Origin of the sequence: Stenotrophomonas indicatrix (genome assembly GCF_050573115.1) — a bacterium.
GTDB classification, from domain to species: Bacteria; Pseudomonadota; Gammaproteobacteria; order Xanthomonadales; family Xanthomonadaceae; genus Stenotrophomonas; species Stenotrophomonas lactitubi_A.
In genome coordinates this window covers 80,988-100,252 of the sequence record NZ_JBNYZT010000009.1, presented here as the reverse complement: position 1 = coordinate 100,252, position 19,265 = coordinate 80,988, and the positions used below count along the sequence as shown (strand labels likewise).

Here is a 19,265-nt window from a genome sequence, read left to right as displayed (position 1 = left end):
AGATGATGCTGAGCATCCTCGGCTTTGGCATGGTCATTACGTTCATGTACTTGATCATGAGCAAACGACTGTCGCCACTCGTTGCCCTGATCACCATTCCCATCATCTTCGCCCTGATCGGTGGCTTCGCTGCCGGCATCGACGAAATGATGCTGGAAGGCATCAAGAAGATCGCGCCGACCGGCGTGATGCTGATGTTCGCCATCCTCTACTTCGGCGTGATGATCGATGCGGGCCTGTTCGATCCGCTGGTGCGGATCATCCTGCGCTTCGTCAAGGGTGACCCGATGAAGATCGTGTTCGGTACCGCCGTGCTGGCGATGCTGATCTCGCTCGACGGCGATGGCTCGACCACCTACATGATCACCGTGTCGGCGATGCTGCCGCTGTACCAGCGACTCGGCATGAACGCGCTGAACATGACCTGCGTGACCATCCTCGCCGGTGGTGTAATGAACCTGACGCCGTGGGGCGGCCCGACCGCACGCGCGGCCACCGCACTGCACGTGGACCCGGCCGATGTGTTCGTGCCGCTGATTCCGTCGATGGTGATCGCCTGCGCTGGCGTGCTGCTGCTGGCCTGGTACCTGGGCCTGAAGGAGCGCCGTCGCCTCGGCGTGGTGACCCTGCCCAAGGGTGGCAGCTGGATGGACAACAGCGTGTCCGACGACGGCAACACGCTGCCGACCGTGGAAGATGCCGAAGACACCAAGCGCCCCAGGCTGCTGTGGGTCAACCTGGCACTGACCGTGGCCCTGATGAGCGCACTCATCATCGGGGTGCTGCCGATGCCGGTGCTGTTCATGATCGGCTTCGCCATCGCGCTGGTGATCAACTACCCGAACCTGGCCGAGCAGCGCCGCCGCGTGGTCAGCCATGCCGGCAGCGTGCTGTCGGTGGTGGCGCTGATCTTCGCTGCGGGCATCTTCACCGGCATCCTCAACAACACCGGCATGGTCGAAGCGATGTCGCACAGCTTCCTGGCCATCATCCCCGATAGCTGGGGCCCGTACCTGGCGGTGATCACCGCGGTAGCGTCGATGCCGTTCACCTTCTTCATGTCCAACGACGCGTTCTACTTCGGCGTGCTGCCGATCCTGTCCGAGGCCGCTGGCAACTACGGCATCACGCCGGTGGAAATGGCGCGCGCGTCCCTGGCCGGGCAACCGGTGCACCTGCTCAGCCCGCTGGTGCCCTCCACCTATCTGCTGGTGGGGCTGGCCAAGGTCGAATTCGCCGACCACCAGAAGTTCACCCTGAAGTGGGCGATCGCCATTTCGCTGCTGCTGATGATCGGCGGCCTGCTGTTCGGCCTGTACCCCTTCGCTGCCTGATCCCTTACCAAGGAGTCTTCTGCAATGACGCTTCGAATTGCTTACGTCACCAGCGGGATGGGCAGTGTCGGCACTGCCATCTGCCAGAGCCTGGCCCGTTCCGGCCATACCGTGGTCGCCGGCTGCGCACCCAACTCGCCGCGCAAGGCCAACTGGCTGCGCGAGCAGCACGAACAGGGCTTTGATTTCATCGCCTCCGAAGGCAACGCGACCGATTGGGCGTCGACTACGGCGGCCTTTGGCAAGGTTCGTGCCGAGGTCGGCGAAGTCGACGTGCTGGTCAACAATTCCGGCGGCAGCCGCGACCTGCTGTTCCGGCAGATGACGGTGGAGGACTGGAATGCGGTGATCGCCTCCAACCTCAACTCGCTGTTCAACCTGACCAAGCAGGTGGTCGATGGCATGGCCACGCGTGGCTGGGGCCGCATCATCAACATCGGTTCGGTCAGCGCCCACAAGGGCCAGATCGGCCAGGTGAACTACGCGACGGCCAAGGCGGCGATGCACGGTTTCAGCCGCGCGTTGGCGGCTGAAGTCGCCTCGCGCGGGGTCACCGTGAATACCTTGTCGCCCGGTTACATCGCCAGCCAGGCGATCAGCAGCTTCCCGCCGGACGTGCTGGACCGGCTGGCCGCGTCGGTGCCGGTGCGGCGCCTGGGTCGCCCCGAAGAAGTGGCCGGCCTGTGTGCCTGGCTGGCCTCTGATGAAGCCTCCTACGTGACCGGTGCGGACTATCCGGTCAACGGCGGCCTGTACATGGGGTAGCCCTTCTCCACGCATGGCGTGGATCTACTCCCCTCCCCCGGTAGATTCACGCCCTGCGCGGATTCCCCCGCAATGCCGTTCGTTGGTTTTTCGTAAACAAGGTTTCATGTTCCCTTCGCATAGTGGCCATGCACCGCGCCCCGGGCCGGTGATCACCCCCCATGCAATGGACCATCATGCAGACCCGATATCTGACGATCGCCGTGGCGATCGCGCTTTCCGCCGCCAGCGTCCACGCCGCTGAAGCCACCGACGCCACCGCCGATACCGCGCTGAGCGCGCAGACGCTGGATACCGTCTCGGTCATCGGCCAGGGCGAGACCCGCCAGGTGCAGCGCATCACCACTGTCGACAAGCAGGTGCTGCCGCCGGGTACCAGCGGCCAGAAGATCCTCGACCGCCTGCCCGGCGTGTCGGTGCAGTCCAACGATGCATTCGGTGCGAATGAAGAATCGCAGACCATCAGCCTGCGCGGCTTCGACAAGAGCCGCCTGGGCTACACGCTGGACGGTATTCCGCTGGGCGACAACAGCTACGGCAACTACAACGGCCTGAGCATCGCCCGTGCACTGATCGCCGAGAACCTGGCCGGCGCAGAGCTGTCACAGGGCATCGGCTCGCTGGGCGTGGCCTCGACCAGCAACCTTGGCGGCACCATCCAGTACTTCTCGATGGATCCGTCCACCGAATTCGGTGGACGCGCCAGCATCACCGCGGGTGATGACAACCAGCGCCGCGGCTACCTGCGCGTGGACACCGGCGACATCAACGGCTTCTCGGCGTATGTCTCCGGTGTGCACCAGGACCAGGACATGTGGGCCGCGCCGTACCAGAACCAGACCACCCGCCAGTTCAACGCCAAGGCGGTGTGGAACGTGGGCGACAACCGCTTCGGTGCCTTCGTCGCCACCTCGCGCGCCAGCCAGGCCAACTATGCCTACCTGTCCAAGGACATGCTGGCGCGCGGCCTGGGTTATGACTGGAACATCTATGCACCGGACTGGGACCGCGCCGTTGCCGCCGCCTACTGCGCGCCGGGCACGCTGAACCGCAGCAAATGCCAGTTCAGCGGCGGCGTCAACAGCATCGACGATGCGTACTACCAGAGCCGTGCGCTGCGCGACGACAACCTGTACTCGATCGACGCCGACATCCGCCTGGGTGAGCAGGGTCGCCTGAAGCTGCTGGGCTACCACCATGAGAACCGTGGCCAGGGCCACTGGTGGGCGCCGGGTCAGCCGTCCTACCCCGGCACCGACAAGATGCTGCCGATCTCGATCCGCAGCACCAACTACACCATCAACCGCGACGGCGTGACCGCCGCGCTGTCGTGGACGGTGGGCATCCATGAGCTGGAAGCCGGTGTGTGGTACGAGCAGAACGACCATAACGTCTCGCGCAACTTCTACTACATCAGCGGCCCGTTCCTGGACGACCTGTACCTGCAGAACCCCGACCGCCGCCTGTTCAACCAGGACTTCGACATCCGTACCCGCCAGCTCTATGTGCAGGACCGCATGCGCTTCCTCGACCAGCGCCTGACCGTGGACGTGGGCATCAAGAGCCCCAACACGCGCATGACTGCCAAGGCCCAGCCGGGCGTGGAAACCAGCATCGCCTCGGGCACGCTGACCGCCAAGGAATCGGTGCTGCCGCAGCTGGGCGTGGGCTTCAAGCTCAACGCCAACAACGAAGTATTCGCCTCGTATGCCGAGAACATTGCCGCCTTCGTCGGCGGTGGCAGCGGCGGCCCGCTGCAGGTGTCGCCGGAATCGTTCGCGGCCAGCGCCGGCCTGGAGCCGGAGAAGTCCAAGAGCCTGGAAGCGGGTTTCCGTACCTTCGGCGAGAAATACCAAGCCTCGATCGCGGCTTACAACGTGAAGTTCGACAACCGCCTGCTGTCGCTGAACCCGTGCTCGAGCATCGAAGTTGGTACGCGTCCGGAGTGCGTGACGCGCTTCATCAACGTGGGTTCGGTGAAGAGCCACGGTGCCGAGCTGACCTTCATCCTCAAGCCGGTCGATGGCCTGCAGTGGTACAACGCGTTGTCCTGGAACAAGACCACCTACGAGGATGACTACACCTCGGGCGGTGCGATCGTGCCGGTGGCCGGCAAGATCACCGTGGATACGCCGCAGCGCATGGCGTCCAGCGAGATCAGCTGGAACCGCGATGGCTTCTTCGCCAGCCTGCGCGCCAAGTACACCGGCAAGCGCTACTACACGTACACCAACGACCAGTCGGTGCCGGGCGTGACCACCTTCGATGCGGGCGCCGGTTATGACTTCGGCCCGGGCATGGGCCTGCGCAACGTGCGGGTGTCGTTGAATGCGACCAACCTGACCAACAAGCGCTATGCGGGTCAGCTGAGCTCGTTCGCACCGACCGATCCGAAGGGCACGCGGTATGCGATCCATGCGAGTGCGCCGCGGCAGGTGTTCATGACGGTGGCAGCGGAGTTCTAAGTCGAAAGCGGGCGCTGCGGCGCGTTGATTGTTCCTGCATGGCGTGGGTAGGCAGGCCCATGCAGGACACGCCGTAAACCCGTCCCTGGGGGCTCGATGGCGCCATCCATGGCGCCAACGGTCCTGCATGGGCCTGCCTACCCGCGCTGGACAGTTCCCCGCGCCGGCGCGGAGGCAATGGAAAGCAAGAGCAGAAGCAAAGAGCCGGGCAGTGCCCGGCTCTTTGCTTTTAAAGCTCTTCAAGCGCAATCCCTCTGGTGGATTGCTGGCCGTCTCGCAGGAAATTGTCTGGAGCGGGGGGCTTGCGCTGGCCAGGACCGTCCACGGCATGGATGCCGTGGCCGAGCCTACAGGGACGTACTTGCGGCGTGTCCTGGCCAGCGTAAGCCCCCCGCTCTCCCCAATATCAATCAAGACGCCACAAGCCGCCAACGCATTTCATTCCGGCGCCAGCTGGTCCATCCGGATGCGGTTGGCAAACAGCGAGAACGCCAGCATGCCGGCCAGGCCGTTCGCCCGGCTCATCCAATGCGGCAGCCAACGCGGTGGCTTCAGCACGCCTGATTCGAACAGCGGCGCGAACGTGATCGCATCGGTCAGGCTCATCTTGCCGGCAAACAACCAACGGCAGACCTGCAGGCGATCCTCGGCCAGCATGTGGCGGAAAAAGGTATGCACCGACACCAGCCCGCGCAGGTACACCGTGTCCTTGGTGAAGGCCAGGCCCCCACTCGGTGGCACACCACGGAAGACCCGCTGCGCCGAGGCGAAGCTCTCTTCCGGGTTCTGCCCGGCATCGCAGAAGTAGCGGAACACCTCGATGAAGTCCGCACCTTCGCGCGCCATCGCGATCGCTTCGGTACGCAGGCTGATGCGCTTCAGACGCTCGATGTCGATGCTGCCGGTGATCTGCTCGGCGAATGTCGCCAGCCCTTCCTGGGTGGCCGTCACCCGTGGCGAGGACAGCGCCAGGCTTGGCAGCACCGGCTGCGCGCGACCGTTCAACGCTGTCAACGAGTGCACCAGCGCTTCGTGGTGAAACAGCTGCGCGCGGTCGTAGGCGCTGAAACGCGCGCTGGTCCGCAGGCGGATGCGGGTCGCTCCGGCCGCCGCCTTGGAGACCAGCTCCGGGTCCAGTTGCACCTGGATGATGCGTGATTCAAAGAATGCATCGAGGTCATTCTGCAGCTGCAACTGCAGGGCGATCGCCGAGATCGGCACCTGTTCTTCCGGTGCCAGCAGTTCGTGATCCAGTTCGGCAGCAATCTGGATGAAGTGGCGTGCTGCATCGCGCGTGCTCGGTCCGTTGCCCGGCAATGGTTGCTCGGGTGAACCGAACAACTGCACCGAACAGGCATCCACGGCCGCGGTACCGAGGCCTTCCAGCAGCTGCGCGGCCAGATCCCAACTCTGCGCGGACTGCCGCACGTAATGGCCCAGCGGATGGCTTTCATCACACTCGGCAGCAAGCGCCGCCAGCGCGCGACGCTCGTCGCTGAAGTCCAGCTTCGGGTAGTCGATCACCGGCAGCTTCGGCTGGCCGCGTGCCACGCTGTCCAGGAAGGGTGCTTGCAGGGTTGCCGGCCAACTGGTCAGGCCCAGCAGGCGGATGCCTCCTACGGCCTCGACCAGGCGCGCATCGAGCGCTGCATGGTGGGCCACGTCACGGTCAAGCGTCGCGGTCGGTTCCATGGGCGGACTATAGCGCCGTGCCCTTGCTTTGGTAGAGGCCAACCTTGGTTGGCATCCGCCGACGGCGGGCTTCGGACGCGTTCGTGCCAACCAAGGTTGGCACCTACCAGAAGCGGGCTTCCGTCATCGCGGGTCAGCGCCGACGCGGTTTGCCCGCCGGACGGAACTGCTGGCCCTTGCCCTTCCTGCCGCCACGTTCCTGCGCGGTCTCGGCCTGGCGCACGGCCAACTTCGCGGCAGCGGCGGCCACTTCTTCCTTCAACTTGAAGTAGTTCTGCAGCCGGCTCTCTTCAATCTCGCCGGCATCGATCGCCGCGCGTACCGCACAGCCCGGTTCCTGCTGATGCATGCAGTCGTTGAAGCGACATTGTGCGGCGAGCGCTTCGATATCGGCGAAACCGCCCTCGGCCAACGTCTCTTCGCCGGTCGGCTTCAGTTCGCGCATGCCGGGAGTGTCGATGAGGCACGCGCCCATCGGCAGCGGCATCAGCGCGCGGTGGGTGGTGGTATGGCGGCCGCGCGAATCGTTGGCGCGCACCGAGTTGGTTTTCATCCGCTGCTCTCCCAGCAGCGTGTTGGTCAACGTCGACTTGCCCGCACCGGAAGAACCCACCAGCACCACCGTGCGGCCGGGGCCCAGCCACGGCTCCAGCACTGCAACACTGTCCGCATCCAGGCCGTTGATGGCGTGCAGGGCGATGCCCTGCAGTTCCAGTTCCTCCAGCACCGCCAACGCATCTTCGCTGTATTCGGTCTGGTCGGCCTTGGTCAGCACCACCACCGGTTCGGCACCACCACCGCCCACCAGCAGCAGGTAGCGTTCAATACGGCGCGGATTGAAGTCCGCATCCAGCCCACAGACGATGAAGACGGTATCGATGTTGGCCGCGATCACCTGCTGGTGGTAGTGCTCACCGGCGGCGCCGCGCTTGATGGCGGTACGTCGCGGCAACAGAGCGACGATGCGGATGCCGTCCAGCAGCACCCAGTCGCCAACCGCCGGCCGTTCGTGGCTGGGGAAGCGTGGGCGCTGCCACTCCGGCAAGGATTCGGCCTTGATCGACGCGTCCGGGCCATCGGCCACCACATAGTGGGTGCGGTGCTGTTCGATCACCCGCGCCGGTCGGGCCTGCGGGTGTGCGGCCATCGCGGCCTGCCAGTCGGCATGCTCCGGCGGGCCCGGCCAGGGCCAGCCGATGGTCTGCAGGGCGGTGAAATCGGGGGTCTGGGTCATCGCCGCCATTCTACCTGTGCGATGCCGCCCAGCCCAATGTTGGCGGGCCCTGCAGCCCTTGCCATGCGCTGCAGCAATTCCGCTACCATGGAACCCCCATGCCTTTTGCGGCCCACCGCCCATGTCCACTCCCTCGCCCAAACCCCTGGTCATCCGCGAGCGCCTTTCCGAAGTGCGCTACGAAATCCGCGGAGAACTGGCGCGGCGAGCCCGGGAGCTGGAGGCGCAGGGCCACAAGCTGATCAAGCTCAACATCGGCAATCCCGGCGCTTTCGGCTTCCGTGCACCGGAACACCTGCAGCGCGCCATCGCCGATGACATGGGCCGCACCGATCCCTACACCCATCAGCAGGGCCTGCCGGTCGCCCGCGAGGCCATCGCCGCCGCCTACGCCCGCCGTGGCGCACCGGATGCCCACCCGGACCGCGTGTTCGTCGGCAACGGGGTCAGCGAGCTGATCGACCTGTCGCTGCGGGCGCTGCTCAACCCGGGTGACGAAGTGCTGGTGCCCTCGCCGGACTACCCGCTGTGGTCTGCTTCGACCATCCTCAATGATGGCCGCCCGGTGTATTACCGCTGCGCCGCCGAGAACGGCTTCCAGCCGGACCCGAGCGAGATCGAGACGCTGGTGTCCTCGCGCACCCGCGCCATCGTGCTGATCAATCCGAACAATCCCAGCGGCGCCAGCTACCCGCGCGAGCTGCTGGAACGCGTGGTGGAGATCGCGCGACGCCACAACCTGCTGCTGCTGGTCGATGAGATCTACGACCAGATCCTGTACGACGACGCGGTGTTCCAGCCGGTCGCGCCGCTGGCCGGCGACCATCCCTGCCTGACCTTCAGCGGCCTGAGCAAGGTGCACCGCGCCTGCGGCTGGCGCGTGGGCTGGGCACACCTCAGTGGCGACGACGCACGCTTGGGCGACTTCCGCGCAGCGCTGGACCTGCTGGGCGCACTGCGTCTGTGCGCCAACGTTCCGGGCCAGTACGCCATCGACGCTGCGGTGAACGGCCCGGACACCATTTCCGAGCTGTGCGCACCGGGCGGCCGTCTGTATGAAACCCGCCGTGCGGTGATCGAAGCCTGCGAGGCCAGCGAGCACCTGTCGCTGGTCGCTCCCGCCGGTGCGCTGTACGCGTTCCCGGCCGTGGTCGGCGCCGCCGCCAAGGGCTTCGACGACCACAATTTCGCGCTGGACCTGATGAACAACGACGGCGTGCTGGTGGTGCCGGGCTCGAGCTTCAACGTGCCTTACCGCCACCACTTCCGCGTGACCCTGCTGCCGGAGGCGTCGGTGATGCGCGACGTGTTCGCCCGTATCGACCGCGCCCTCGCCCGCCGGGCTGAAGACGCCACCAAGGTGGTGCCGCTGAAGCCCCGCCGGTCGGTGGCTTGAGCGATGGGCTTGTCGTATCTGGCCCTGGGCGATTCGTACACCATCGGTGAAGCGGTCGCGGTCGACGGCCGCTGGCCGCATCAGCTCGCCGCCGCCCTGCGCGCGCAGGGCATCGATCTGGCCGACCCGCAGACGATCGCCACCACGGGTTGGACCACCGACGAGCTCGATGCCGGCATCGACCATGAGGCGCCGCAAGGGCCGTTCGACTTCGTCAGCCTTCTGATCGGCGTCAACAACCAGTACCGCGAGCGCCCGCTGGACGAGTACCAGGTGCAGTTCCAGGCCCTGCTGCAGCGCGCGATCGGTTTTGCCGGTGGCCGCGCCGACCACGTGCTGGTGCTGTCCTTCCCGGACTGGGGCACCACGCCGTACGGTGCAGGCAGCGGCCGTGACCTGGCCCGCGTCGAACTGGAGACCGACGAGTTCAACGCGGCCGCCGAGGTGATCAGCACCCAGCAGGGCGTGGCCTTCGTCGATATCACCAATATCAGCCGCGACAACGGCGCTGACCCGGCGATGATCGCCGAGGATGGCCTGCACCCGTCCGCACGGATGTATGCACTGTGGAGCGCGCGTGCGCTGCCGGTTGCAGCGCACCTGCTGGGCAGGACGGACTGACACGATGCACGGCACGCCACGGAACGGCACGCCCCTGCCCTGTTCGCCGCTTGATGCCGCACAGGCACGTCTGATCGCCGAGTCCTTCCGGCCGATACAGGCCTGGGGCAGCCGCCGCGATTACTACTACACCCGCGGCAAGCTGGGCAGCGACCCGCTGTATGACGGCGTACTGCAGCACCTGCCGGACGACGGCAAGCCGGTGCTCGACCTCGGCTGCGGGCTGGGCCTGTTCGCGCACGTGCTGCGTCAGCGTGGTCGCCAGCAGGCGTACCTCGGGATTGACGTGGACGACGACAAGATCGCGCGTGCGCAGCGCGCCGGCACCGGCCTGGCCGATGCACGTTTCGACTGTCTGGATGTGCAGGCGCCCTTGCCGACGCATAGCGGGCATGTGCTGCTGCTGGATGTGCTGCAGTACCTGGATGAGGCGCCACAACTGGAACTGCTGCGTGCGGTGAGCGCGCTGGTCGCGCCCGGTGGCCGCCTGCTGCTGCGCACGCCGCTGGCGACCGGCGACCGCCGCGACCGAACCACTCGAGTGGCTGATCGCCTGGCGTGGCTGGTCGGCTGGATGGGCACGCGACCGCGCCATTACCCGGATCCGCAGCGGCTGCAGGCCACGCTGGCCGAGGCTGGGCTGCAGGTGGCTCCGTTGCGTCCCCTGCATGGGCGCACGCCGTTCAACAGCTGGCTGCTGGTTGCCGAGCGTCCGGGAACTGCGGCCAACGGCTGAGCCCCTCGTGGTGGGCGGCCAGGGTGATCGTGAGATGGCCGGGTGGGTGGACTGCACAGGGGGCGCTGCAAGTACGTCCATGTAAGCTCGGTCGCCGCATCCATGCGGCTCACGCCCCTGTGCAGCCCACCCGCCCGGCCACGGACGGTTTACGGGTGCGTCCACCACGGAAGACAAGAAAAAAGCGAAGAGCAAACGCGGGTCGCTTCGCTCTTGCTGCGTCTGGCGCTCGCCGGGTGTGGCCCGGCGCTACCGGTCAGCCGGCCGGCAGTTCGGCCTTCAGGCCGCGCTCGTCCAGCGACTGCAGCACGCGTTCGATGATGGCCAGGTTGTGGCCGTGGGCGGCACCTTCATGCAACAGCACGATCGCGCCCGGGCGCAGGTCCGGCAGCAGACGCGCCAGCACCCCTTCCGGTGTGCAGCCGACGCCGTCGTAGCCGCGGGCGCTCCAGCCCACGCGCACCAGGCCCAGCTTGCGCAGCACCGGTGCCACGAACGGGTTGGTCATGCCCACCACCGAGCGGTACCAGCGCACCGGTCGCCCGCTGACCGTCTGCAGCGCTTGCTGGCAACCCTCGATCTCCGCCGCCATCGTGCCCGGCCCCAGCCGCCAGAAGCGCGCCTGCGGATGGCTGTGGCTGTGGTTGCCGAGGTCGTGTCCGCGACGCAGGATCTCCTCCACCAGGGCCGGATGCGCCAATGCGCGCTCGCCGACCAGGAAAAAGGTCGCCCTCGCCTGGTGTCGGTCCAGCAGATCCAGCACCGAGGGGGTCTGTTCACTGGGGCCGTCGTCGATGGTCAGCCAGACGCTGTTGCCGGTCTCGGGCAACCGGCTCAGCACGGGCGCGTAGAAGCGGCTGTTGGGCAGGAACACCGGCACCATGAACAACGCGTGGCTTGCCACCATCAGCGCCAGGCCCCACTGCCAGCCCGCCAGTACCCATATCAGGATCACAGCCAGCTGCGACAGCACCAGCCAGGGTACCCAGCGCCAGGGCCGGGTCGGGATGCGATGCAATGTTCCTGCGCTGGTCATTCCCCATGATGCCATGGGGGGTAGAATTGATGATTCGAATTTTTCGGACCCATGACTGCCATGTCCCTCGATCCCGCCCTGCGTTCGCGCATCGAAACCATCCTCAACGACGACCGCGTTGTGCTGTTCATGAAGGGCCAGCCCTCGATGCCGCAGTGCGGTTTCTCGGCCAAGGCCGTGGGTGCCCTGCAGGACCTGGGCGTGGAGTTCGCCCACGTCAACGTGCTGGCCGACGCGGAGATCCGCGAAGGCATCAAGGCCTATGGCGACTGGCCGACCATCCCGCAGCTGTACATCGACGGCGAACTGGTCGGCGGCAGCGACATCGTGCTGCAGATGGCCGCCAGCGGTGAGCTGAGCAGCGTGCTGGGCCTGGCCGCACCGGACCGCACCCCGCCGCGCATCACCGTCACCCCGGCCGCAGTGGAAATGCTGAAGGGTGCGCTGGCCGATTCGCCGGGTGCGTCGCTGCAGCTGGGCATCGATGCCCGCTTCCAGCCGAACTTCCAGCTGGCCCCGTACGACGAAGGCGCGATTGCCGCAGAGTCCAACGGCCTGCGCGTGCAGTTCGACCTGGCCAGCGCCCGCCGCGCCGACGGCATCACCATCGACTGGGTCGACGACATCCGTGGCAAGGGCCTGGCGATCGACAACCCGAACGCGCCCAAGCCGGTGCAGGAAATCAGCGTGCGCGATGCCGACGACCTGGTGCGTGCCGGCAACGTGATGCTGGTGGACGTGCGCCCGGCCGAAGAACGTGCCATCGCCGCTGTCGGCGTGCCGTTCAAGAGCTTCGATGGCAACGGCCGCGCCGAGCTGGAAGCCCTGCCGAAGGACACCGCCCTGGCCTTCCTGTGCCACCACGGTGGCCGTAGCGCGCAGGCAGCGGAGCAGTTCCGTGCGCTGGGCTTCAGCAAGGTGTTCAACGTCACCGGCGGCATCGACGCCTGGTCGGACGAAGTGGACAACGGCGTGCCGAAGTACTGATCGGCTGCAGTTGAAACCCACAAAAACGCCGGCGCAAGCCGGCGTTTTCCGTTGAATCCATCCACGCATGGCGTGGATCTACTCCTTCCGGGTTATCCGGCGAACCCGCCTTCGGCCAGGTAGTCCAGTTCTTCCGGCGAAGGCATGCGGCCAAGCACCGCATTGCGATGCGGGAACCGGCCGAAGCGGCGGATGATGTCGCGGTGCAGTTCGGCGTACTGCAGGTATTCCTTGTCACCCAGCACGTCGAACATCGCCACCGAGCGGTCCTGGTCCAGCGGATCTTCGGAGTGCTCGAACGGCAGGTAGATGAAGGCGCGCAGCTTGGGTACCAGCTGCAGGTCCAGCCCTTCTTCGATCGCGCGCATGGCGTAGTGCCGGGCCAGACCATCGGTGGCATAGGAATGGGCCGTGCCGCGGAAGCAGTTGCGTGGGAACTGGTCCAGCAGCAGCATCAGCGCCAGCGCGCCCTCGGCGCTGCTCAGCCAGTGCTCGCGCGCGCGCGATGCGGCGGCATGGTGTTCGTCCGCGAACAGCGTACGGAACCGTGCGTCGAACGCATCATCGCGGGCGAACCACTTTTCAGGGCCCGCGTCTTTCCAGAATTCCACCACTTGCGCGGCAACGTCCATCACCTACTCCCCAAGGCCGGCGCACCGCGCCAGGCCATCATCATCATTCGTCGAAGCGCAGGTGGCGGACCGACTTGCCGTTGCGCCGGATAAGCTTAAGCGCCTCGATGCCGATCTGGATATGGTTTTCCACGAACTGCGAGCTGACCTTGGCGTCCGACGCCTCGGTCTTCACCCCGTCCGGGATCATCGGCTGGTCTGAAACCAGCAGCAGGGCGCCACTGGGGATGTGGTTGGCGAAGCCGGCAGCGAAGATCGTAGCGGTTTCCATGTCGATGGCCATGCAGCGCATCGCCCGCAGCCGCTCCTTGAAGGCCTCGTCGTGCTCCCAGACCCGGCGGTTGGTGGTGTAGACGGTGCCGGTCCAGTAGTCGTGGCCAAGGTCGCGGATCATGGTCGAGACCGCACGCTGCAGGGCGAAAGCCGGCAATGCCGGCACTTCCGGCGGCAGGTAGTCGCCCGAGGTGCCCTCGCCGCGGATGGCCGCGATCGGCAGCACCAGGTCGCCCAGCTCGTTCTTGCGCTTCAGCCCGCCGCACTTGCCCAGGAACAGCACCGCCTTGGGCATCACCGCCGACAGCAGATCCATGATGATCGCGGCATTGGGGCTGCCCATGCCGAAGTTGATCATGGTGATGCCGTCGATGGTGGCACTGGCCATGGGCCGGTCCAGGCCGATCACCGGCGCACCGGTCAGCGCGGAGAACGTATGCAGGTAGCCCCCGAAGTTGGTCAGCAGGATGTGCTGGCCGAACTGGTCCAGGGGCACGCCGGTATAGCGCGGCAGCCAGTTGTCGACGATGTCCTGCTTGCTCTTCATGGGCGGTCCGGTGCGGCGTGGGGAGCACCATTTTCCGGGAGGCGGACGTTGCCGTCGAGATGGCAGATGACGCCCCGTGAAAAAGGACACTTGGCAAGCAGGCCAGTCCCCGGCTAGCGTCGGTGGGTTGAACACGCTGCCAAGGGGATCTGCATGACATCGACGTTGTTGCGCGCCGGGTTGGGTCTGGCGCTGGTATCGCTGAGCACGGCGCCGGCCGTGGGCGCTTCGCGCTTCGTGGCCGATCCCTACCCAAGCACCTACCGGGCGCATCCCGATGCGCCGCTGCTGATCCAGAACGCCACCGTGCTGACCGGCACCGGCCAGCGCCTGGACAACGCCGATGTGTTGCTGCGCGATGGCCGCATCGTCGCCGTCGGCGATGCGCTGCAGGTCGATGCCAGCGTCACCCGCATCAACGCGGACGGCAAATGGGTGACCCCGGGCCTGATCGACGTGCACTCGCACCTGGGCGTCTATCCCAGCCCCGGCGTAGGCGCGCACAGCGACGGCAACGAGATGACCGCGCCGGTCACTGCCAACGTCTGGGCCGAGCATTCGGTATGGCCGCAGGACCCCGGTTTCCAGGCGGCACTGGCCGGCGGGGTGACCAGCATGCAGGTGCTGCCCGGCTCGGCCAACCTGGTCGGTGGCCGCGGCGTAACGTTGAAGAACGTGCCTGCCACCACCTACCAGGCGATGAAGTTCCCCGGCGCGCCGTGGGGCCTGAAGATGGCCTGCGGCGAGAACCCCAAGCGCGTCTACGGTGGCGGCAAGGGCGTGGCACCTGCCACCCGGATGGGCAACGTGGCCGGTTACCGCGCAGCCTTCATCGACGCGGCCGACTACATCGCCAAGAACAAGCCAAAGCCGGCCAAGCGCAAGGGCTGGTTCGGCAGCGACAAGGGCGACAGCGCCGGTGACGCCGGCGGCAAGCGCGACCTCAAGCTGGACACCCTTGCCGGTGCGATCCAGGGCGATATCCGCGTGCACATCCACTGCTACCGCGCCGATGAAATGGCCACCATGCTCGACCTGTCCAAGGAATTCGGCTTCAAGGTGGCCGCCTTCCACCATGGCGTGGAGGCCTACAAACTGGCCGACCGGCTGGCTGCCGAAGGCGTGTGCGGCGCACTGTGGGCCGACTGGTGGGGCTTCAAGATGGAGGCCTTCGACGGTATCGCCGAGAACATCGCGCTGGTCGACCGGCCGAAAAACAGCTGCGCCATCGTCCACTCCGACTCGCCCGAAGGCATCCAACGCCTGAACCAGGAAGCAGCCAAGGTGATGGCCGCCGCGCGCCGCGCGCACATGCCGGAGATCGCACCGGAACGCGCGATCACCTGGATGACCGCCAACGCCGCCAAGGCGCTGGGAATCGAAGCGCAGACCGGCACGCTGGAGGCCGGAAAGATGGCCGACGTGGTGATCTGGAACGGCAACCCCTTCAGCTCGTATGCACTGGCCGAACAGGTGTTCGTCGATGGCCGCCGTGTGTACGACCGCAGCACGCCACCGGCGACGCCGCGGTCTGATTTCCAACTTGGGCAGGAGCTGCGCTGATGGGCATGTTCAAGGCAATGGCGAAATCTGCCGCAACGCTCGGCGCTGCCGTCATGGCGCTGGCCTGCATCGCGCCGCCTGCACAGGCGCAGGACCTGCTGGTGCGCGGTGCGACCGTCGCTACCGCCAGCGCACGCGGCAACGTGGAAGACGCCGACGTGCTGGTGCAGGGCGGCATCATCCGCGCGGTGGGTCGCGGCCTGTCCGCACCGGCCGGCGTGCCGGTGGTCGAGGCCAAGGGCCGCACGCTGACCCCTGCCCTGTTCGGCGGCATCACCGAGATCGGCATCGAGGAAGTGTCCGGCGAATCGAGCACGGTCGACAGCGCGCTGAAGATCGGTGAGCAGCCGCTGCGTCCGGAATTCGACGTGACCCTGGCCTACAACCCCGCGTCGGTGCTGATTCCGGTAGCACGCCTGGACGGTATCGGCTTCACGGCGCTGGGCGCGGCCACCGGCGGTGGCTTCGTTGCTGGCCAGGGCGGCGTGGTGCGTTTCGATGGCAGTGCCGACCCGATCGGCCCGCGCGCCTTGTTCCTGCGCCTGGGTGCTGCGGCGTCTGAACTGACCGGGCAATCGCGCGCGGCGCAATGGATGCTGCTGCAGCAGATGGTCGATGAAGCACGTGGCCAGGTCGCCGCCGACTCGCCGCATGCGCTGCTGACCCCGGCCGGTCGCCGTACGCTGGCCCGCTATCTGTCCGGGCAAGGCCGCGTCGTGGTGGAAGTGGACCGCGCGGCCGACATCCGCCAGCTGCTGCGCTGGGCGGCCCGCGAAAAAGTGAAGATCGCCATCGCCGGCGGTGCCGAGGCCTGGCAGCTGGCACCGGAACTGGCGGCGGCCAAGGTGCCGGTGTTCGTCGACGCGCTGGGCAACCTGCCGGCCACCTTCGACCAGATCGGCGCCACCCTGGAAAACGCCGCGCGGTTGCAGCGCGCCGGCGTACCGGTGGCTTTTGCCCAGCGCGACGACGCCTCGCACAATGCGCGAAAGATGCGCCAGCTGGCGGGCAACGCGGTGGCCAACGGCCTGCCCTGGGCCGACGGCCTGGCCGGGCTGACCCGGGTACCGGCCGAGGTGCTGGGCGTGGCCGACCAGATCGGCAGCATCGAGCCGGGCAAGCGTGCCGACCTGGTGCTGTGGGAGGGTGATCCGCTGGATGTGGCGCACTATGCCGAACAGGTCTGGCTGGGCGGTCGTGCGATGCCGATGCGCTCGCGCCAGACCGAACTGCGCGACCGCTACCTGCAGCGCAACGCACAGCCCTGACCGTTACGAGGAACCATCGATGCCCACCCTGCGCTGGTATTTCGACTTCGTCTCGCCCTACTCCTACCTGCACTGGCAGAAGGTCAAGCGGCTGCCGCAGTTCGAGCACATCCAACCGGTACCGATCGCCTTCGGTGCGGTCCTGCACAATCTGGGCAACCTGGGCCCGGCGGAGATCCCGGCCAAGCGCCGTTTCATGTACCGCCAGCTGTTGTGGACCGCGCAGGCCGAGGGCACGCCACTGCGCTTTCCGCCCGGACATCCGTTCAACCCGCTGGCCGCCCTGCGCCTGTGCCTGGCCGCAGGCGTCAGCACCGAAGCGGTGGATGTGCTGTTTGACTGGATCTGGCGCGATGGCCACGCGGCCGACAGCGCCCCGGCCCTGCGCGAACCCGCTGCCCGGCTGGGTATCAGCGATGTGGAGGCGGCCATCGGTGAGCCGGCAATCAAGGAACAGCTGCGGCGCAACACCGATGCGGCGATCGAGGCTGGCGTATTCGGCGTGCCGACCTTGTCCATCGACGGCGAACTGTTCTGGGGCAACGATACCCACCCGCTGATGGCGGCGGTACTGGACGACCCGGGCCTGCTGGATCGGCCGGACTGGCAGCACGCCGTGGCCCTGCCGATGGCGGTGCAGCGCAGTCGCTGAACAGGCAGTGGCGCATTTCCCTCGCGCGCCCGATCCGGTTTTGAGATAGTTTTCACATTTCCGAACCTACAACCGCCCTGGAGGGGGAGCCGCGGATGCGCATCGGAATCGTCGTCGACTCGGCCTGCGACCTGCCGCAGGACTTCATTGCCGAGCACAACATCGTGCTGTTGCCGATCACCGTGCGGATCGGCGAAGCCGTGCTCGCCGACCACCGCGACGAGCAGGCCACGCTGAGTTTTCTGCACGCGCACGTAGCCGAACACGGCGCCGAAGCGGAGACCATCCCCTTCAGCGTCAACCAGATCCGCGACCTGTTCCTGCAGCGGCTGGTGATCGACTACGACCACGTGTTCTGCATGACCATCACCAAGACCCGCAGCCCGATCCACGACAACGCGCTGCAGGCCAGCTTCGCCATCCTCAACGATTACAAACCGGTGCGGCAGGCGGCAGGCTACAACTCGCCGTTCGCGCTGCGCGTGCTGGACACCCAGAACCTGTTCGCCGCACAGGCTGTGACGGCGGTGGAAGCGGTGCGCCTGCGTGCCAGCGACGCCAGCGTGCAGCAGATCCGCGAGCGCTTGGAAGAACTGGCGGGCAACGTGCACGGCTACATGGTCACCCGCGACCTGTACTACATGCGCGCACGCGCGCGGCACAAGGGCGACCGCAGCGTCGGCCTGCTCAGCGCGGCGCTGGGCAGTGCGCTGGACATCAAGCCGGTGCTGCATGGCTATCGCGGCGAGACCGGGCCGGTGGCGAAGATCAAGGGTTTCGACAATGCCGTGCTGAAGCTGTTCGGCGTGGTCGGCCAGCGCGTACGCGCCGGACTGATGACGCCCACCGTGTGCGTCAGCTACGGCGGCGAACTGGACGAACTGCGCGCCCTGCCCGGCTACGCGCAGATGAAGGAGGTCTGCGCCGGCCATGGCGTGACCGTGTACGAATCGGTGATGAGCCTGACCGGCATGGTCAACGTCGGCAAGGGCGCGGTCACCGTGGGCTTCGCCGATGGGCCGCATCGGTTTGAATGAAGGCCAACCACGCAGTGGAATCTGCACATCGATTCCACCGCGCTTATGCCAGCCTAGCTGCACCTCAAGGAGATCAACATGCCTGCGCAGTACCACATCAGCCTGCCCGAACCGTCCAAAGCCCGCGGCAACGACCCCGACCTGGCTTTCCATTCACAGGGTGCCGCTGGCTTCGCCGAAGAACTGCAGAATGCGCTGCGCAATGGCAGCCTGTTCGAGCGTTGGCGCGACAAGCAACCGGACCCGGATGCGGTGGAACCGCAGTGGGGCGTGACCGATCCGGAGGCCACCGTGACCGGTGAGCAGAAGGATCTGCGCATCAACCTGGTGGCCACCACCCGCATCGACAGTGACGTGTTCAAGCAGCGCCTGCGCCTGCTGGCCGGGCACCATTGGGAACTGCGCGACGTGCGTTGAGGTGCCCGCCGGGCATGGCCCGGCGCTACCTGCCCCGCTCAACTACCTGCCCCGCTCTGGTAGGTGCCAACCTTGGTTGGCATCTACCAGTTCCTCGTGGCTGGCACTACCGAGCACCCGGATCTGCTGCTATCGTGCCGCCGCCAACGGCGACTGCACGGACTGCACATGGACCCCAAGCTGAAAGCCCTCATCGAGCAGACCAACCTGTCGGACCTGCTGCCGTCGGCGCCCGAGGAAATGGATCTGCAGCAGCCGGTAGCGCCGCCGGAACCCGCAAAACCGCAACCCGCCCGTTCCACCAACGATGCACTGCAGGTGCATTTCGGTGGCACCGACATGGTCGGCAAGCTCGCCAATGCGCCCACCAGTGGACGGATAAAGACCTTCGCGATGATCCTGCTGGGCGGGCCGACCATCGTGCTCGGCCTGCTTCTGCTGGGCATGGTCTGGACCGAGCCTGGCAAGTCGGTGTTCGCGCTGGTCTACGGCACGGTCATCGCAGCGGTGTTGATCGGCATCTGGCCTTATCTGCTGTTCCGCAAGCGCGAGAAACCGTCGAACTGACGACCAGGGTAGTGCCGGCCGCTGGCCGGCAACCCATGCATCC

Annotated in this window: 18 protein-coding genes; 13 read left to right on the top strand and 5 right to left on the bottom strand. The window is 66.6% G+C overall.

The features are described from left to right. The first annotated feature begins 5 nt into the window (after positions 1-5). From ACQ5SA_RS19090 to ACQ5SA_RS19080, 3 genes are all read left to right on the top strand, one after another. Positions 6-1,334: a CitMHS family transporter gene (locus ACQ5SA_RS19090; RefSeq protein WP_100462759.1), complete on the top strand. Its 1,329-nt coding sequence runs from the start codon at positions 6-8 to the stop codon at positions 1,332-1,334. A gap of 24 nt (positions 1,335-1,358) precedes the next feature. Continuing rightward, complete coding sequence (phbB, locus tag ACQ5SA_RS19085) at positions 1,359-2,099, top strand: acetoacetyl-CoA reductase (protein ID WP_499315576.1); 741 nt, start codon at positions 1,359-1,361, stop codon at positions 2,097-2,099. A 176-nt stretch (positions 2,100-2,275) separates the two neighbouring features. Then, entirely contained in the window at positions 2,276-4,564 is a 2,289-nt protein-coding gene (locus ACQ5SA_RS19080) for a TonB-dependent receptor (RefSeq protein WP_499315575.1), read from the top strand. Positions 4,565-5,002: 438 nt separating this feature from the next. On the opposite strand, the gene ACQ5SA_RS19075 is transcribed toward ACQ5SA_RS19080, so the two are convergent. Both ACQ5SA_RS19075 and rsgA read right to left on the bottom strand, forming a co-directional pair. Next, complete coding sequence (locus tag ACQ5SA_RS19075; protein ID WP_499315573.1) at positions 5,003-6,256, bottom strand: flavohemoglobin expression-modulating QEGLA motif protein; 1,254 nt, start codon at positions 6,254-6,256, stop codon at positions 5,003-5,005. Positions 6,257-6,389: 133 nt separating this feature from the next. Further along, positions 6,390-7,499, bottom strand: coding sequence for a ribosome small subunit-dependent GTPase A (rsgA, locus tag ACQ5SA_RS19070; protein ID WP_108265479.1), 1,110 nt, complete (start codon positions 7,497-7,499; stop codon positions 6,390-6,392). A 112-nt stretch (positions 7,500-7,611) separates the two neighbouring features. On the opposite strand from rsgA, the gene ACQ5SA_RS19065 reads away from it, so the two are divergent. Genes ACQ5SA_RS19065 through ACQ5SA_RS19055 form a run of 3 tightly spaced genes read left to right on the top strand, consistent with a single transcriptional unit; the run spans position 7,612 to position 10,243 of the window. After that, on the top strand, positions 7,612-8,886 hold the full coding sequence (locus ACQ5SA_RS19065) for a pyridoxal phosphate-dependent aminotransferase (protein WP_100553518.1): 1,275 nt from the start codon (positions 7,612-7,614) through the stop codon (positions 8,884-8,886). Between the two features lie 3 nt (positions 8,887-8,889). Continuing rightward, positions 8,890-9,507: an SGNH/GDSL hydrolase family protein gene (locus tag ACQ5SA_RS19060; RefSeq protein ID WP_353099165.1), complete on the top strand. Its 618-nt coding sequence runs from the start codon at positions 8,890-8,892 to the stop codon at positions 9,505-9,507. A gap of 4 nt (positions 9,508-9,511) precedes the next feature. Then, complete coding sequence (locus tag ACQ5SA_RS19055; protein ID WP_353099166.1) at positions 9,512-10,243, top strand: class I SAM-dependent methyltransferase; 732 nt, start codon at positions 9,512-9,514, stop codon at positions 10,241-10,243. Positions 10,244-10,499: 256 nt separating this feature from the next. Here ACQ5SA_RS19055 and ACQ5SA_RS19050 read toward each other — a convergent pair whose 3' ends face one another. Beyond that, complete coding sequence (locus ACQ5SA_RS19050) at positions 10,500-11,279, bottom strand: polysaccharide deacetylase family protein (protein ID WP_499315571.1); 780 nt, start codon at positions 11,277-11,279, stop codon at positions 10,500-10,502. A gap of 60 nt (positions 11,280-11,339) precedes the next feature. On the opposite strand from ACQ5SA_RS19050, the gene grxD reads away from it, so the two are divergent. Beyond that, positions 11,340-12,266 (top strand): Grx4 family monothiol glutaredoxin, encoded by a 927-nt coding sequence (gene grxD / locus ACQ5SA_RS19045; RefSeq protein ID WP_089238100.1) that lies wholly within the window; start codon positions 11,340-11,342, stop codon positions 12,264-12,266. A 92-nt stretch (positions 12,267-12,358) separates the two neighbouring features. Here grxD and ACQ5SA_RS19040 read toward each other — a convergent pair whose 3' ends face one another. Together ACQ5SA_RS19040 and ACQ5SA_RS19035 are read right to left on the bottom strand one after the other, a co-directional pair. Then, a complete protein-coding gene (locus ACQ5SA_RS19040) occupies positions 12,359-12,898 on the bottom strand; it encodes a DUF924 family protein (protein WP_099820979.1) in 540 nt (179 codons plus the stop codon). A 43-nt stretch (positions 12,899-12,941) separates the two neighbouring features. Beyond that, on the bottom strand, positions 12,942-13,718 hold the full coding sequence (locus ACQ5SA_RS19035) for an AMP nucleosidase (protein ID WP_025874105.1): 777 nt from the start codon (positions 13,716-13,718) through the stop codon (positions 12,942-12,944). A 153-nt stretch (positions 13,719-13,871) separates the two neighbouring features. Between ACQ5SA_RS19035 and ACQ5SA_RS19030 the strand changes: the two genes are divergently transcribed. From ACQ5SA_RS19030 to ACQ5SA_RS19005, 6 genes are all read left to right on the top strand, one after another. Next, positions 13,872-15,281: an amidohydrolase gene (locus tag ACQ5SA_RS19030; RefSeq protein ID WP_499315570.1), complete on the top strand. Its 1,410-nt coding sequence runs from the start codon at positions 13,872-13,874 to the stop codon at positions 15,279-15,281. 17 nt (positions 15,282-15,298) lie between these two features. Further along, positions 15,299-16,549, top strand: a complete 1,251-nt coding sequence (locus ACQ5SA_RS19025; protein ID WP_499315654.1) for an amidohydrolase family protein — start codon at positions 15,299-15,301, stop codon at positions 16,547-16,549. 19 nt (positions 16,550-16,568) lie between these two features. Continuing rightward, positions 16,569-17,201: a 2-hydroxychromene-2-carboxylate isomerase gene (locus tag ACQ5SA_RS19020; protein WP_499315568.1), complete on the top strand. Its 633-nt coding sequence runs from the start codon at positions 16,569-16,571 to the stop codon at positions 17,199-17,201. A 95-nt stretch (positions 17,202-17,296) separates the two neighbouring features. Beyond that, positions 17,297-18,238 carry a DegV family protein gene (locus ACQ5SA_RS19015; protein WP_049464775.1) on the top strand — a complete coding sequence of 314 codons (942 nt, stop codon included), beginning with the start codon at positions 17,297-17,299 and terminating at the stop codon, positions 18,236-18,238. A gap of 78 nt (positions 18,239-18,316) precedes the next feature. Next, the gene (locus ACQ5SA_RS19010) at positions 18,317-18,655 is read left to right on the top strand and encodes a hypothetical protein (protein WP_230112688.1); all 339 of its coding nucleotides are present in this window, start codon (positions 18,317-18,319) and stop codon (positions 18,653-18,655) included. A 168-nt stretch (positions 18,656-18,823) separates the two neighbouring features. Then, positions 18,824-19,222, top strand: a complete 399-nt coding sequence (locus ACQ5SA_RS19005) for a hypothetical protein (RefSeq protein ID WP_230112687.1) — start codon at positions 18,824-18,826, stop codon at positions 19,220-19,222. The last annotated feature ends 43 nt before the right edge of the window (positions 19,223-19,265 follow it).

Excerpts from the sequence above, each read along its gene's own strand:
- ACQ5SA_RS19030 (WP_499315570.1), top strand. The coding sequence starts at position 13,872 with ATGACATCGACGTTGTTGCGCGCCGGGTTGGGTCTGGCGCTGGTATCG.
- ACQ5SA_RS19065 (WP_100553518.1), top strand. The coding sequence starts at position 7,612 with ATGTCCACTCCCTCGCCCAAACCCCTGGTCATCCGCGAGCGCCTTTCC.
- ACQ5SA_RS19060 (WP_353099165.1), top strand. The coding sequence starts at position 8,890 with ATGGGCTTGTCGTATCTGGCCCTGGGCGATTCGTACACCATCGGTGAA.
- ACQ5SA_RS19015 (WP_049464775.1), top strand. The coding sequence starts at position 17,297 with ATGCGCATCGGAATCGTCGTCGACTCGGCCTGCGACCTGCCGCAGGAC.
- ACQ5SA_RS19050 (WP_499315571.1), bottom strand. The coding sequence starts at position 11,279 with ATGACCAGCGCAGGAACATTGCATCGCATCCCGACCCGGCCCTGGCGC.
- ACQ5SA_RS19025 (WP_499315654.1), top strand. The coding sequence starts at position 15,299 with ATGGCGAAATCTGCCGCAACGCTCGGCGCTGCCGTCATGGCGCTGGCC.
- grxD (WP_089238100.1), top strand. The coding sequence starts at position 11,340 with ATGTCCCTCGATCCCGCCCTGCGTTCGCGCATCGAAACCATCCTCAAC.
- ACQ5SA_RS19005 (WP_230112687.1), top strand. The coding sequence starts at position 18,824 with ATGGACCCCAAGCTGAAAGCCCTCATCGAGCAGACCAACCTGTCGGAC.
- rsgA (WP_108265479.1), bottom strand. The coding sequence starts at position 7,499 with ATGGCGGCGATGACCCAGACCCCCGATTTCACCGCCCTGCAGACCATC.
- ACQ5SA_RS19055 (WP_353099166.1), top strand. The coding sequence starts at position 9,512 with ATGCACGGCACGCCACGGAACGGCACGCCCCTGCCCTGTTCGCCGCTT.
- ACQ5SA_RS19090 (WP_100462759.1), top strand. The coding sequence starts at position 6 with ATGCTGAGCATCCTCGGCTTTGGCATGGTCATTACGTTCATGTACTTG.
- ACQ5SA_RS19075 (WP_499315573.1), bottom strand. The coding sequence starts at position 6,256 with ATGGAACCGACCGCGACGCTTGACCGTGACGTGGCCCACCATGCAGCG.
- ACQ5SA_RS19035 (WP_025874105.1), bottom strand. The coding sequence starts at position 13,718 with ATGAAGAGCAAGCAGGACATCGTCGACAACTGGCTGCCGCGCTATACC.
- ACQ5SA_RS19020 (WP_499315568.1), top strand. The coding sequence starts at position 16,569 with ATGCCCACCCTGCGCTGGTATTTCGACTTCGTCTCGCCCTACTCCTAC.
- ACQ5SA_RS19080 (WP_499315575.1), top strand. The coding sequence starts at position 2,276 with ATGCAGACCCGATATCTGACGATCGCCGTGGCGATCGCGCTTTCCGCC.
- ACQ5SA_RS19040 (WP_099820979.1), bottom strand. The coding sequence starts at position 12,898 with ATGGACGTTGCCGCGCAAGTGGTGGAATTCTGGAAAGACGCGGGCCCT.
- ACQ5SA_RS19010 (WP_230112688.1), top strand. The coding sequence starts at position 18,317 with ATGCCTGCGCAGTACCACATCAGCCTGCCCGAACCGTCCAAAGCCCGC.
- phbB (WP_499315576.1), top strand. The coding sequence starts at position 1,359 with ATGACGCTTCGAATTGCTTACGTCACCAGCGGGATGGGCAGTGTCGGC.